Genomic DNA, 14,673 nt, shown 5'->3' on the forward strand with positions numbered 1-14,673 from the left:
ACCAATGAAGTACTTAAATTTTGGGATTTTAGCTTTATCGTTATTCTTATCTTCATGTATTTCCGACAGTGAAAATACCCAAATCATCTTTGAGAGAGATCTTCAAAGAATCGAGGAGTTTGTACGTGAAAATCCTATCCCTTCTGTGAAGGAGTTTTCTGATCCTGGTTTGGGAATCCGGATCTTCTGGCAAGAGGTTTCCAACAGTGGAAGAAAAGCATTTCTAGGTGATACAGTGGTGGTGGACTATGTCGGTAAATTGTTGAACGGCAATGTGTTTGACACCTCAATTGAAAGTGTTGCAAGGGAGAATAACATATTCAACCCAAATAGGCCTTATGGGCCATTTAGATTTGCATTCGGACTTGAACCGGTAATCCAAGGTTTTCTCTTTGGTATTTCCCAAATGGAAGAAGGGGATAAAGCTACTGTAATTATGCCCTCCCTTTATGGATATGGTCGTGATGCAGCACAGGGTATCCCTAGTATTTCTGTATTAATGTTCGAGTTGGATTATATCAAACTCAAAACTCCTGAAGACGAGGAATAATGAAAAGATTAAGTACTTTATTTTTGGTATTGGTAGCCATTATCGGGTTATCTTGTGAACCCCGCAATCCCTTTGGACCAACCTATGATCTAGAAGGAAATCTCGCCAGGGACGGCAAAATCATCGATGAGTTCTTGAAGACTGCTCAGATTGACAGCATAAGAAGGATTCATGATCAAAATGGCGTAATTATAATCGTACAAGAAGAAGGGACTGGTTCAAAGCCTGGAGAATTCCGCTTGATCTATACCAATTATATTGGAAGATTGCTGGATGGTACCGTGTTCGATACCAACCTGGAATCAGTAGCCAAGGCCAACGATGTTTGGGATGAAAACCGTATTTACAGGACTTTCCAGTTTACCTTAGGTTCTGGGGAAGCTATACAAGGTTTCAATATTGGGTTCAGGCAGTTAAGAAGCGGATCTAAGGCCGTTTTGATCATTCCTTCTCCATGGGCTTATAGGGATCAGGAAAGGGATGGTATTCCAGCAAATTCCATTTTGATGTTTGAAGTTGAATTTCTGGGAATTGAGTGAGCAGGGTAGTTTAGAAGATCCTGTATATAGCATTCACTTCTTTTTGATAAATTAAATACAAAAGAGGCTGCCATCATTTTATAAGGCAGCCTCTTTTCTTTGATGTTTATTCAAGCTTTTGATTCTCTTCACAGAATAAACGTCATAAGTCTTTGAAATATACAATATTAATCCGGGTTGAAATCCATGGACTGAAATGTCCTGATTCTAAGGATTTAACATTTAGGAAAATGTTAAGAAAAAGAGTTGATATTTATTAAAAGGACATCCTGAACCGGAGCTGTGGAGGTGAAGGATCTCCTAAACAATAGGTGTATTTCTCAGCTGGATCTGGTCAACGTGGTGCGCAATATTGTAGTGTCCTACCTGTTCATAACCTTAAATGTTGAGACCTCAGAATGAGGCGGCATTAGAGATATTATTTTTCTGGAGACAAATAATTTAAAATCTGCCAAAGAGGCAAAACCTTTGAATAATTAAGCTCTCAATTTCCTTGGGATTAATGACGGAACTTCATTTTTATACTGGGTATAACTTTTACCATAAAGTTGAGTAAGCTTTTTTTCTTCAAAATAAATTCCAAAAGGCAAATAAGTCAGCAAGCAGAGAAGATGCATAAAGGATGAAAGCAAAGGTTGGTAAAAGAAAAACCCTAGAAAGATCAAAACCAATCCTGCATATAATGGATGCCTAATGTATTGATATAAGCCCTTTTGAATAAACTCTTGTTTTTCAATGAGGTCATCATTGGGGCGGAATCCTATAAATGAACTCAGGGAAAAATGCCTGAATGATTTTACACAGATAATTGTGCCAAAAGCAGCAAACATATAGCCCAAATAAGTGGTAAAATCAGTAACGGCCATGAGGGAACTTTTTTCTATTGTTGCACCGTAAACCAGAATGGCCAATAAACCGACAACAGATAATAGAGAATATAATAAGCGGTACCAAACATAGGATTTACCTATTTTATTTTTTAGCCATTGTTTGAAAAAAAGGCTTGCCAAAAGGGTATGTAAGCTGTAATATAATCCCCAAAAGAGGACAAGAAGTAGGTAGGGCATTTTGGAATATGTTTTTAGGTTTACCTTTACATACCACAAAGTAAACAAGTCTTGTTTAAAGGGATTACTTTTATGCTCAGGAGTTTTTTGATTGCTTGTCTTTTTCTAATTTGACAGTTCAAACCCAAAGTAATGAAAATAGGATTAATAAGAGAGGGTAAAATCCCTCCTGATAAGAGAGTGCCCTTTACTCCTGAGCAGGTAAGGAGACTTTTAGAGCTACATCCCAATGAACTGGAATTCAAAGTGGAGGCGAGCCCTATCAGATGTTATTCCGATGCTGAATTTTCAGACTTGAATATTGAAGTCGCTCAGGATATGTCTGATTGTGATGTGCTTATGGGGATTAAGGAGGTGCCTATAAATCTACTTATTCCTGACAAAACATATATCTTTTTCTCCCATACGATTAAGAAGCAAGCCTACAACAGGAAACTTTTACAGGAAGTACTCCGAAATAACATCAAACTCATTGATTATGAGGTATTGAAAAATGAAAAGGGAGAGCGTACTGTAGCTTTTGGAAGATGGGCAGGAATAGTAGGTGCCTATAACGGTCTTTGGACCTATGGTAAAAAAACAGGTCTCTATGATATCAAAAGGGCTTTTGAATGTTTTGATAGGGATGAATTGGACATTGAACTCAAAAAAGTTCAGCTTCCACCAATTAAAATTGTAGTGACAGGAACGGGAAGGGTCGGCAAAGGGGTTTTGGAAGTACTTGAATCTGTAGGTATCAGACAAGTTGGTCCTAAGGATTTTTTACACCAATATTTTGATGAAGCGGTGTTTACGGTTTTATCTTCATCGGATTTCAATAGAAGAAAGACGGATGGTGGCTTCGACAGAGAGGAATTTTTCACATGTCCTGAAAAATATGAAAGCCACTTTTTGAAGTATGCAGAAGTCAGTGACATCCTATTGGCTGCCGCTTATTGGGACAGCCGGGCACCAAGATTATTCGAAATAGAGGACATTAGCTCAGAAGATTTCAATATTTCAGTAATTGCAGATATTACCTGTGATATCAATGGTTCAGTTCCTACCACAGTCAAGGCTTCAAATATTCAGCAACCCGTTTTTGATGTAGATAGAGAAAATTTTGAAATCTTGCAGGCTTTTGGAAAGCAGAACAGTATTTCTGTAATGGCCATAGACAATTTGCCGACTGAGCTGCCGAGAAATGCTTCTGAGGAATTTGGACGGCAATTGATAGAACATCTTATCCCGGAACTTTTGAAGCCAAGTTCAAAAATTTTGGATAAAGCAACCATAACCAAGGATGGGGATTTAACTTTGGAGTTTATGTATTTAAAGGATTTTGTGAATGAAACAGTAGAATAAGTATGAAAAATATTGAAAGGTATATAGAGCAGACGATTTTGAAGCCTCTGACCGTCGATGCTGATATTGAAGGTTTGGTTCAGGATGCCAAAAAATTCGGGTTTGTGGGTATTTGTGTGCCTCCATTTTGGGTGAAAAAAGCCAAAAGGGAAATAGGAGACGCTCCTATACAATTGGTGACAGTGGTAGGCTTTCCCCTAGGCTATAACATGACAGAGACCAAAGTTTATGAAACCGAGCAAGCCATAAAGGACGGTGCAGATGAGATTGATGTAGTTTGGTCCATCACTGCATTTAAGGCAGGGATGAACTGGCCAAAAATTGAATTGGCGAGGTTGGCCAAGCTTTGTCATGAACATGAGCGTATCCTGAAAGTAATAATAGAGACGGCGTACCTTAACGAGGAAGAGATCATCCAAGCCTGTAAAATCTGTGCTGAAGCGGGGGTAGATTATGTTAAGACTTCTACCGGGTTTGCTCCGGAAGGGGCTCAGGAAGGCCATATCAAACTGATGAGAGAAAATTTGCCCAGCAGTGTAGGTATCAAGGCAAGTGGCGGTATCAAAACTTATGAACAGGCGGTGAGAATGATCAAGGCTGGCGCTGATAGGATAGGGACCAGCTCGGGGGTACAGATTGTAGAAGCATCAAGGGAGGGTTAAACACTCCCTTTTATTTTTTGATTTCAGTTTTTTGATACCGATCTGCATGGCCCATTTCCCTGATGTCCTCATTTTTATTGAAATAGATCAATAAGAATGGAATGATGAAAAATGTCAATAGAATGTAGGCAAAACCCACTAATCTTGTTCGAGTAGACTCATTTCCCAGGTAGGTGGCAATTTTTACGGGGATATTCCTAATTGATGGAAATGGCATAAAGAGCATTGCGCCTATCATATTGAAAAGGAAATGTACCACAGCTAAACTGATAGCAGCATCTGTTTTATAAATCGCAGCTATGGCAGCTGTAATGGTAGTTCCGATATTTGCACCTATGATAAAAGGAAAAGCTTTCACCAGAGATACTTTCCTATTGGCCACAGCAGGCACTATGATGGAAGTAGTCACTGTACTGGATTGAACAGCGGCAGTGAAGAATGCCCCATACAAAAAGGAGAAGAAGGGTTTTTGAAAAATGTGCTTGTTGATTTTATTCACATTGGCAGACATAAATGACTTCAACACAAACTTGGAAAGCAGCTTGATAGAGGTAAATACCATTATTACTGCAAACAGCAGCAATAGAAATGGTTGGCCAATTAGGTTGGCAATCCACAATGTCAATGGTCTAGTAAAGAGCACATTATACTGGTAGTTACCGTCATATTCTCCCCCACTATCAAAAAATGTAGCGGTAATAAAGGAAGCTGTTTCACTTAGGAAACCAAAATAAACTTCCAAGGGAAATAGGATTAATACAGTAAGGATATTGAAAATATCATGGAGCACCCCTGCGGCCAAAGCTTTTTTGAACACATTTCTCTTCATAATAAAAGAAAATGCAACCAAAGTACTGGTAATCGTTGTACCAATATTTGCTCCCATCACCAAGGGAACAGCTTGCCCTAATGTCAATGAACCTGATGCGACCACAGCGACAATCATTGCAGTTACTGTAGAACTGCTTTGGATCAAAGCAGTCATCAATAATCCCACAAAAAGACCGATGAATGGATTGTTTGTTGCCCGGAAGAGAGAGGAGGCAAAATCACTGTTGAGACGGATCATGCTCACCGTTAATAAATCAATGGAGAGCATAAATAGCAATAGCCCCAAAACTGTAATTAAGACTGAAAATAACCTGTTGGGGCCTTTTGGGCCTGTTTTACTACTGCTCATCTATGCCAGATCACATGCATGGGAATAATGCCTGTCTTTTATACTGCAAAATAAATGTACAGCAGCTGAATTAACAGTCCTTAAATGTGAAGATTTTGTTAACATTAGCTGCATTGATTGGGGCTTTTTTTCTCTCTTGTGTCAAAAAATGAAAAAAAATCGACCATTTTTGCCTAAATTTGATTGGTATTTATGGCAAATGCTTGCTTTTTTCTCTTAAAAACGAAGAAATGGCAGGTTTTATTTTCTAATTAACAATTTGTTAACATTAAAACGGATTAATCTTCTTTAACTTTGCATCGGCTTTAGCTAAGAAACTTACCTCCCTTTATGGCCAAACTTAAAGACCAAAACATCAATCAGGACGCACTGTCCAAAGTTGCCTATTCACTTTTTGATTTTACCAAAAAAGAAAAATCCTTTCTCGTAGTTATCTGTATTTTGATTTCGATTGCAGGTATAATCAGTCCATTTACCTATTTGGCAATGTGGTTCGGGTTTGCCCTGGCGGCTTACTCTGCGATAGCCAATGACAGTATTCAGACCATCGGAACATTTATCGCCTCCAATTCGAGAACCAGATGGTATTGGCTGTGGTTGTTTATGGGCTTGATATTCGTAGCTACGGTGACCTATAGCTGGTTTATTTACAATGGTGATGTGAGTTACCAAAGGTTACAGGTTCCTGGTTTGGACAAATCTCCTGACAACTTTGTGTTTCTACAGCTAGCAGCACCAATTGTCTTGCTTGTAATGACAAGGCTCAGAATGCCTGTTTCTACGACATTTCTATTATTGAATGTATTTACCTACAAAGCAAATACCATATTAGATGTGATGAAAAAAAGCTTTATGGGCTACCTTTTGGCTTTTTTCATTGCGATCATAGTTTGGTTCGCTATCGAAAAATTGGTGAAGAATTTTTTGAAAGGAAAGGCAAAACCACATTGGTATGTCTTTCAATGGTTCACCTCTGGAACACTTTGGGCTGTTTGGATAATGCAAGATGCAGCTAACATTGCTGTTTTTCTTCCACGTCAATTGAGTGTCTGGGAATTCTTAGGTTATGCAGGTTTTATTTTCATTGGACTAGGTTTCTTGTTCTACATGAAAGGAGATAGGATACAGTCAATTGTCAATGAAAAAACCCGTGTGACTGATGTTAGGGCCGCTACATTGGTGGACTTTGTATATGCAATTATCCTGTTCTATTTCAAGATGCTTAACAATGTACCCATGAGTACCACTTGGGTGTTTATCGGTTTGTTAGGTGGTAGAGAATTGGCTATAGCGCTTTCTAAATCCAAAAAATTGAGCAAGAGAAAAGCAAGAATTTACCGTGCATATACATTGGCAAGAAAGGACATTTTTAAAGCCACCATTGGCCTTATAGTTTCCCTAATCCTGGCTTTGATTATCAATGAAGGAGTCAGAAATGAAATTTTTGATCTTTTCAGATAATATATAAACCAACCCCATGCCTCTCAAGCATGGGGTTTTTATTTTCTGAAATCCGTCTTTTGACTTCTGCCTTCGAATCGATCCTTCCAACCTTTCTTGCTTATCTACAAGAAATAAGACCAGTCAACATAGGCTTCCGCTTCCAGAACATCCCCTAAATCCCAACAAGCAATCGAGTCTTGTCTCTTGCTGTCTCTTATTTCTGAAATTAGGATTTCCCACTTGACAGAAATGCAGTCCAATCTCAAGCTTCTCTTCTCTCGCTTCTCCTTTTTTGCTATTTTTGAACAAAATACTTTCCATGGAACTCTTTTCTGATGCCTACTTTATGAACGAGGCCTTTAAACAGGCCAAACTGGCTTTTGAGGAAGAAGAGATTCCTGTAGGAGCGGTAATTGTATGCAGAAATAAAATAATTGCCCGGGCTTATAACCAAACAGAAAAGCTCACTGATGCCACAGCCCATGCTGAAATGATTGCTATCACCGCAGCAGCCAATGCCCTAGGAGCAAAATACCTTCCTGAATGTAAGCTATATGTCACCCTCGAACCCTGTGTCATGTGTGCCGGAGCCAGTTTCTGGTCACAGTTGGGAGAGCTACATTATGGTGCCTCAGATCCCAAAAGAGGGTTTTCGCTTATACAGGAGAGAATATTACATCCTAAAACCAAAGTGACAAAAGGATTAATGGCCAAAGAATCCAAGAATTTATTGGATGAATTCTTTAAAAAGTTAAGAAATTAAATCCTTTTTGCAGGATACAGAACCATTTTCCCACCAATTGGGTTAATTATTTGTAAATTCTTTCGGAATTTTAATTTTCATGTTTCACCATAAACGCAAAAGATAAAAATGGCTTTTGAACTACCAAAACTACCTTATGATTTTAATGCGCTTGAACCACATATAGATGCGCGCACAATGGAAATCCATCATGGAAAGCACCACAATGCTTACGTTACCAATCTGAACAATGCCATTGCCGGGACAGATTTGGAAAACAAAAGTTTGGAAGAATTAATGCTTGTCGCTGGCTCTAATACCGCAGTAAGAAATAACGGTGGAGGTCATTATAACCATAACCTATTCTGGACTATCCTTTCTCCTAATGGTGGAGGAGCTCCGACCGGGGAATTGGCAGATGCCATCAATGCCAAATTCGGCACTTTTGAAGCATTCAAAGAGGAGTTCAATAAAGCAGCTGCTACCAGATTCGGTTCTGGTTGGGCATGGCTATCGGTGACAGCCAATGGTTTGGCCGTAAGCTCTACTCCAAATCAAGATAATCCTTTGATGGATGTAGTTGAAGTAAAAGGTACCCCTATCTTGGGCCTTGATGTATGGGAGCATGCTTACTACCTACATTATCAAAACAGAAGACCGGATTATATCGGGGCTTTCTGGAACGTGATCAATTGGGCTGAAGTTAGCAAAAGATACGCTGCTGCTAAGTAAGCTATACAACAGAAACAGTAACGATACAGGCCTTGGGGATTTTTTCCCAAGGCTTTTTTTGTACGCATAGCGTACGATTCATGTGTTCGTAAATGATACACCTATGAAATAGATCATTATTATAAAACCCAGTAAATCAGTTAATTATAATGAATTTTTTGAACTGGCACTGGATTTTCATAGGAGTTGGCACAGAACATTGAAATCTAAACCAACTATTTTATGAAAATCTCAACCCAAGTATTTGTAGTGCTTTTGACCTTCTTTTTAGGAATGAGCAACTTGGCAGCTAAGGAGTTTTCCCAGATTACAGGCCGGGTAGCAGACGGGAAGGGTGATTTCCTTCCTTTTGCCAATGTAGCATTGGTCGAAACCGAGTCTGGTATATTACTGACCGGTGCTGTAACTGGAGATGACGGAAAGTTTCATATAGAATCAGCTAGGTCAGGAAAAGTTCATCTGGTAGTTTCTTCAATAGGATTTGAAACCTTCAAGACGGAGCCTTTTGATATCAAACCGGGAACCAATAAGGATTTTGGGATGATTACCATCAAAGAAGAAGCAGGGAAACTTTCAGAAGTAACTGTAAGAGCGACAAGACCGGAGATCATCGTAGAGGCGGACAAAACCATCGTGAATGTCGAAGGCTCTGTTTTGGCAGATGGCAATACAGCATTGGAAGTGATAGGAAGGTCCCCAGGAGTATATGTAGATGAAAATGATCAGATCAATTTGAATGGAAGACCTGGTGTAACCGTGATGATCAATGACCGGCAGACTTACATGAGTGCTGCTGACCTTGCTCAATTTTTAAGGTCTATTCCTGCTGAAAACATAAAAAGTATTGAAATCATAAACAACCCTCCATCCCGGTTTGATGCGGAAGGAGGTGCTGGTATTATTAACCTTAGGTTAAAAAAGAACAATATTGACGGCATGTTTGGCAATGTGAGTTTGGGGGGTATTTACAATGGAATTTTTGGACCTAATGCAGGCTTGTCCCTTAACGTCAAGAAAGGCAAATGGACCAATCAGGCCAGTCTGAACTACAATGAATTCAATTTTGTAAATGAACTTGATATCAGCAGGAATTTTCAATTAGAACAGGGAGTATCCAATTTCCACCAAAATGGTAATATTACAACCTACAATAAGAGCTTATTTTTCAATGGTGGAAGTGATTACGAAATCAATTCAAACCACAGCGTGGGTATAACTGTCCAGGCATCTGAATATAATGGGGAAAACATTGGTAGGTCCCTTACAGAAATCAATAATCCAGGAACGGAAGATGTGTTTTTCTTGAGATCCCGCAATGATTCTGATTCAAGAAACAGAAGGGTATTCGGAAATTTCCATTATGTGGGTGTACTGGATTCATTGGGTACCAAGTTGACATCAGATTTGGATTATACCAGGATGGTTTCTTCTTCTAATTCGCTTTTGACAAATAACAATTGGGTCAATGAGAATGAGCCACTTTCCACGAGAGACTTTATCCTCACATTAAATGATATGGACTATTCCATTTTCACAGCGAAAGTTGACTTTATTAGACCATTAGGTAAAGGAAGGGTGTTTGAAAGTGGGCTTAAAGGAAGTTGGGTAAAATCAGACAACAATCTGGATTTGAGTAAGGCGGTTGAAGACGAACCTTTCCAGCCTGATCCCAATAGCAACAGGTTCATCTATGAAGAAAATGTATTGGCAGCTTATGCTTCCTACAAAAGTAAGTTTGCTGAGAATGTAAGCTTTCAGGCAGGATTGAGGACAGAGTACTCCGATATTACCGGTAATTCTGTTACTTTGGATCAGGTAAATAAGCAAAATTACATCGACCTTTTCCCGAGTTTAAGTGTTCAGCAAAAAGTCAGCAAGGATTATCAAATTATCTACAATGCCAATAGGAGAATTACAAGACCCAACTACAGACTGTTGAACCCATTTGTGTATTACATAGATCCATTGACCACTGAAGAAGGAAATCCCAATCTCCGTCCTCAATATGCCCATAACCTTGAAATGAACCATGTAGTAAAAGGTGCGTATCAGTTCACCGTTGGTTATTCCCTGACCAATGATGTATTCCAGCAAATTTTTACCCAAGATGAAGAGTCCAGAACCACTACTACTTATACTGCGAATTTGGATAGAGCGAAGACCTGGAATTTTAGGGCCATGATTCCTGTGGAAATCCGCTCTTGGTGGAATACCAGCAACATGGTTCAAGTTACCAATTCTGCTTGGAAATCCCAGATTGGAGATGCCCTGTTGGATGTTTCCCAGACCTCTTACACGTTGAGAACCCAGCATAACTTCAATTTACCGGCCGGATTCAGGGCAGAATTGATGGGGATGTATATCGGTCCTGCACAATACGGACAGGCCACAATTAAAGGTTTTGGATGGGTAGATTTGGGAATCACCAAAAGCTTGATGAAAGACAAGATGACCCTTACTTTAAATGGAACAGATTTGTTTGCCAGTCAGGTTATCCGAGCCAATGTGCAGTTTGATAATATTGATACCCAGTTCAGACAATATCGAAATACTCAAGGGGTAAGATTCACCCTCAGGTATAAGTTTGCCAAAGGAGAAAGCTTCAGGGTATCCAATAGAAGTGGAAGTACTGAAGAAAGAAACAGGTTGGATTAAACTAAGGACTCCTCCCAAAAATCGGGAGGAGTTTTTAGCTTTGTAGGATTGGAGCTAAATTTACTTTTATGAAAAAGGCGATTGTAATGTTTACCCTAATTGGAGTCACTATGGCTTCAGTTATTGCACAAGACTTTAATAGGGCCAAATTGGATGAGTTTTTTGATGTTTTGGAAGCCAATGACAGAGTGATGGGCTCGGTGTTACTTTATTATCGTGGGGAGCCCATTTACCAGAAGTCCTTTGGTTACGCAGATCGTAGCGAAAAAATTCCCTTAACCAAAGAAAGTAAATTTAGGGTAGGCTCTATTTCCAAAACCTTTACCTCTGTACTTGTTTTCAAGGCCATAGAAGAGGGAAGGCTCAATTTGGTACAAAGTATTGAAGGCTTTTTCCCAGAGTTGCCCAATGCCGAAAAAATAACATTGAGTGATCTGCTAAGCCACAGGAGTGGTATTTATAGCTTTACCTCAAGCCAGGATTACCTGACCTGGAACACAGTCCCTAAGTCAAGAGAAGAATTGTATCAGATAATACTTGCAGGAAAGAGTGAATTTGAACCTGGCACAAAAGCCAATTATTCTAATCCGAACTATGTGCTTTTGACCTGGATTTTGGAGGATACCTATCAGGAGTCTTACCCCTATTTATTGCAAAAGTATGTTTTAGGTCCCCTTGGTCTGAACAACACCTACATCGGTGAGGAATTTTCACCTGACCAAGGGGAGGTTTTATCTTACAGATTTTTGGGAGAGTGGCAACAGGAAAGCATTACTGATATGTCCATCCCTTTAGGTGCCGGAGCACTTGTTTCCACGCCCGGAGATTTGACGGTTTTTATTAGAGCATTATTTGAAGGGAAATTAATCAGTGAGGCCAGTCTCTCCCAAATGACAGAATTGAGGGACAATTACGGACGCGGAATATTTAAATTTCCTTTTTATGATCATTTTGCCTATGGCCATGATGGGGGCATAGATGGGTTCATGGCTTCTTTAAGTTACTTTCCAGAGAAAGACCTCGCATATTCACTGACCTTGAACGGGGCCAATATGGATCCTAATCAGATTTCTATTGCTGTGTTGAGCGCATTTTTTGGAAAGGATTTTGACATTCCACAATTCTCCGATGATTCCTTTACGGAAGAGGAATTGGATGCTTTTGTCGGGGTTTACGGGGCTCCCGGTTTTCCTTTGGATATTACCATCAGAAGACAGAAGCTGGCACTCATGGCACAGGCCACCGGCCAACCTGAATTTTTATTGGAGCATGATGAGGGAACTACTTTTGTTTTCCGATTGGCCAATCTTTCTATTGAATTTCAGCCGGAAAATGATCAGCTGACTTTGTCCCAATCGGGGATGAAATTCGTATTGAAGAAGAAATGATTATTTGAAAATATAGCTAATTCCTACAGTAGCAACGAAGTTTTTTCTATCCAGTCCCGGAACAAAATACTGGTCGGGCTGATTTTCCAAAAACCACTTGTAATTTAGGGTATTGACATACTGGAAGTTGACATGAGCGAGAAGGTTTCCAAATCTCCAATCTGCCACCAAAGAAGGTACAAGGTCAACATATTTATTTCTCCAGTCTTTGGATTCCTCATAGCGGAAATAATAGAAATCATTGTTATACACTATTCTTTCAAAATGAAAAGCTATTCGACTGAAATCCTTTACCCAAGCCAATTCCACCCAGTTGACATTAGCAGCAGGTCCGTACCCTACTCCAAGTACCTGTCCATTGTGGGTATATCCGTGACGGACATGGTTATGTATATACCATGTGTCCAGGTTTCTTATACTTTCCCTTATGGTTTGTCCTGTTTGGGTCATTTCTGCACTGATTTGCAGGAATTGTCTATCCTTTTTTAGTGGCATCAAGTTGCTGAAACCAAAAGTAAATCCTCTGTTTCTCTCAGGGGTGATAATAAAATCTGAGAACCTTCTGCTGTTTCCATTGGTTCCATATTCACCGTAAAATTCAAAATGTCCTTCTGGGCTAATCCATCTAAAAAAGCCAGAACTGAATTGTTGTCTTTTATCCCTAACAGGATTGCGTACATTGTTTAATCCTTTCTGGCCATTGAAGAAAGGCACATAATCACCGAACCTGTCCATATCTTCTAAATAGACATTATTGGTAGCGGCATAACCAAGAAAAAGTCCAGGGACCCATTTGGGTTTGTAACTCATTATAAATCCGGAAAGAAATCGTTGACCATTTTCCCGTTTGGGTATCAAAACATGATTTCCCTGAATATGATAACCTGGATGTGGAGGCAAAAAGCCAGAGGCATTTAATAAGCCACCAATCAACTGTCCCTCGAAGTGACCTATAGGACTTTCTATAGGCTTAAGCGTATTGGCTGTAAAGTGAAGGAATCCTTGGGCATTATTACTTAGTATAAGTGAATTGCGCCGGGAAGGGCCCCACCAGAGGTTTTCCGTGGAAACCCCAATAGAGAAACCACCAGGATTAAATCGGATACTGGATTGACCTGCAAGAATGCGGGTGTAAGGTCCCGTTCCAAATCGCTCAGGCATATCAATCCGGTTCATATATTCATAGTAATATAGGATTGTGGCTTGGTGTTCTATGGGGAAACCCAGATATTCTTTGTTTTGGGCATAGAGAATTTCGGGTTGCAATTGAACCGTAAGCTTGCCTTCCTTTAAAAATATTCCTGCACTGACCAAACTCTGGAAGCCTCTATTTGGGATCATTGCCCCATTGTTCAAGCCGAATGCATAATCAGAATTATACTGGGTACGGATGGAGACGGGCATTACGATTAGATGGTCTTTTTTGTTTTTGCCAAATACCTGATGCACCTCAGAATGTGCTAAATCCGTAAAAGTACTGTCCAAATCCAATCCATTTTCTCGGTCAAATGCATATGCAGGATGCAAGGGCCTGATGGCAAAGGAAGCATGTTCATTAAGCCTGCCCAATAATTGTTGCCTTCTCATGTATTCTTCCAAGACCGGGGTATTGAGTGGAACTGTCTGTGCATCTAGGCGATTGCTTAAAATCAGCAAGATGATTGTGAAGATAATATGGAGATTTGTTGATTTCATTTTCCTGCTCATATCACTACCATTGCTGTTACTTCAATTTTTCCTACTGACCAGCTTTCATCGCAAAGTGGGTCAGGGCTATTCACCTGTTTGAGTTCATCACCCAAAGTGATCTGCACACTGTTATTGAAATGAGAAATCAAGCGGCTTATCCTGTACACGGTCGTATAGTTCTGAAATGCTCCAAAAAGACAAAGGCCAGGAAGATCAGTTCGTATGGCTCCGGTTTTTGGGAAGTTCTGCCTAAAATAATCCTGTGGAAATGATTGCCTCAAGCAAAAAGTAGATTCACAGGGCGAGTTGGAGAAAGTCGTCCGGAAAACCTCATCCTGATCTACCTTCAAGTACCAAAAATCAGGTCCGCTTATTCCATCATCAGGATTTCCATCCCAACTATCATGCACAAAAAGTTCTACTTCAATTTTTAAAATGTTGTGATTGGGTAAATCGGGAATAGTCACCGAAACTTCCTCATTGTTATAAAAACCTAATAATGTATCGCCATAGAAAATAAAAAGTCTTCCGTTTTCAAAGCCAGCAAGATCTAACTGGCCAAAATTATTGGAATAAACCACTACTTGGGATTCTATTTCATCAGAGCAGGATGAATAGATTAATACAGTACATGAAAAGATCAGAACAAACAATAAATTCCTTAAATAACTGAAAAGCATTG

Annotated in this window: 13 protein-coding genes; 9 read left to right on the forward strand and 4 right to left on the reverse strand. The window is 39.6% G+C overall.

Annotated elements, in window-relative coordinates:
- The first annotated feature begins 4 nt into the window (after nt 1–4).
- Together CLV48_RS13680 and CLV48_RS13685 are read left to right on the forward strand one after the other, a co-directional pair.
- Nucleotides 5–550 carry an FKBP-type peptidyl-prolyl cis-trans isomerase gene (locus CLV48_RS13680; protein ID WP_106567852.1) on the forward strand — a complete coding sequence of 182 codons (546 nt, stop codon included), beginning with the start codon at nt 5–7 and terminating at the stop codon, nt 548–550.
- On the forward strand, nt 550–1,089 hold the full coding sequence (locus tag CLV48_RS13685; protein WP_106567853.1) for an FKBP-type peptidyl-prolyl cis-trans isomerase: 540 nt from the start codon (nt 550–552) through the stop codon (nt 1,087–1,089). Before CLV48_RS13680 ends, CLV48_RS13685 begins: the two co-directional genes overlap by 1 nt.
- Nucleotides 1,090–1,565: 476 nt before the next feature.
- Here CLV48_RS13685 and CLV48_RS13690 read toward each other — a convergent pair whose 3' ends face one another.
- Nucleotides 1,566–2,156: a methyltransferase family protein gene (locus CLV48_RS13690; RefSeq protein ID WP_106567854.1), complete on the reverse strand. Its 591-nt coding sequence runs from the start codon at nt 2,154–2,156 to the stop codon at nt 1,566–1,568.
- A gap of 132 nt (nt 2,157–2,288) precedes the next feature.
- Between CLV48_RS13690 and CLV48_RS13695 the strand changes: the two genes are divergently transcribed.
- Together CLV48_RS13695 and deoC are read left to right on the forward strand one after the other, a co-directional pair.
- The gene (locus CLV48_RS13695) at nt 2,289–3,500 is read left to right on the forward strand and encodes an NAD(P)-dependent oxidoreductase (protein WP_106567855.1); all 1,212 of its coding nucleotides are present in this window, start codon (nt 2,289–2,291) and stop codon (nt 3,498–3,500) included.
- Nucleotides 3,501–3,502: 2 nt separating this feature from the next.
- Nucleotides 3,503–4,162: a deoxyribose-phosphate aldolase gene (gene deoC / locus CLV48_RS13700; protein ID WP_106567856.1), complete on the forward strand. Its 660-nt coding sequence runs from the start codon at nt 3,503–3,505 to the stop codon at nt 4,160–4,162.
- Between the two features lie 10 nt (nt 4,163–4,172).
- On the opposite strand, the gene CLV48_RS13705 is transcribed toward deoC, so the two are convergent.
- Complete coding sequence (locus tag CLV48_RS13705; RefSeq protein ID WP_106567857.1) at nt 4,173–5,342, reverse strand: Na/Pi symporter; 1,170 nt, start codon at nt 5,340–5,342, stop codon at nt 4,173–4,175.
- A 330-nt stretch (nt 5,343–5,672) separates the two neighbouring features.
- Here CLV48_RS13705 and CLV48_RS13710 point away from each other — a divergent pair, with 330 nt between their 5' ends.
- The 5 genes from CLV48_RS13710 to CLV48_RS13730 all read left to right on the forward strand — a co-directional run bounded on the left by CLV48_RS13710 (nt 5,673) and on the right by CLV48_RS13730 (nt 12,302).
- On the forward strand, nt 5,673–6,803 hold the full coding sequence (locus CLV48_RS13710) for a hypothetical protein (protein WP_106567858.1): 1,131 nt from the start codon (nt 5,673–5,675) through the stop codon (nt 6,801–6,803).
- A 301-nt stretch (nt 6,804–7,104) separates the two neighbouring features.
- Entirely contained in the window at nt 7,105–7,548 is a 444-nt protein-coding gene (locus CLV48_RS13715; protein ID WP_106567859.1) for a nucleoside deaminase, read from the forward strand.
- A 108-nt stretch (nt 7,549–7,656) separates the two neighbouring features.
- A complete protein-coding gene (locus CLV48_RS13720; protein ID WP_106567860.1) occupies nt 7,657–8,259 on the forward strand; it encodes a superoxide dismutase in 603 nt (200 codons plus the stop codon).
- A gap of 222 nt (nt 8,260–8,481) precedes the next feature.
- On the forward strand, nt 8,482–10,914 hold the full coding sequence (locus tag CLV48_RS13725; RefSeq protein WP_106567861.1) for a TonB-dependent receptor: 2,433 nt from the start codon (nt 8,482–8,484) through the stop codon (nt 10,912–10,914).
- 68 nt (nt 10,915–10,982) lie between these two features.
- Nucleotides 10,983–12,302 carry a serine hydrolase domain-containing protein gene (locus tag CLV48_RS13730; protein WP_106567862.1) on the forward strand — a complete coding sequence of 440 codons (1,320 nt, stop codon included), beginning with the start codon at nt 10,983–10,985 and terminating at the stop codon, nt 12,300–12,302.
- Here CLV48_RS13730 and CLV48_RS13735 read toward each other — a convergent pair whose 3' ends face one another.
- Nucleotides 12,303–13,997: a capsule assembly Wzi family protein gene (locus CLV48_RS13735; RefSeq protein ID WP_106567905.1), complete on the reverse strand. Its 1,695-nt coding sequence runs from the start codon at nt 13,995–13,997 to the stop codon at nt 12,303–12,305. It lies immediately after the preceding gene.
- An 8-nt stretch (nt 13,998–14,005) separates the two neighbouring features.
- The gene (locus CLV48_RS13740; RefSeq protein WP_106567863.1) at nt 14,006–14,671 is read right to left on the reverse strand and encodes a hypothetical protein; all 666 of its coding nucleotides are present in this window, start codon (nt 14,669–14,671) and stop codon (nt 14,006–14,008) included.
- Between the last annotated feature and the right edge of the window lie 2 nt (nt 14,672–14,673).

The organism is Cecembia rubra (genome assembly GCF_003014575.1).
In the GTDB taxonomy this organism is placed as follows: domain Bacteria; phylum Bacteroidota; class Bacteroidia; order Cytophagales; family Cyclobacteriaceae; genus Cecembia_A; species Cecembia_A rubra.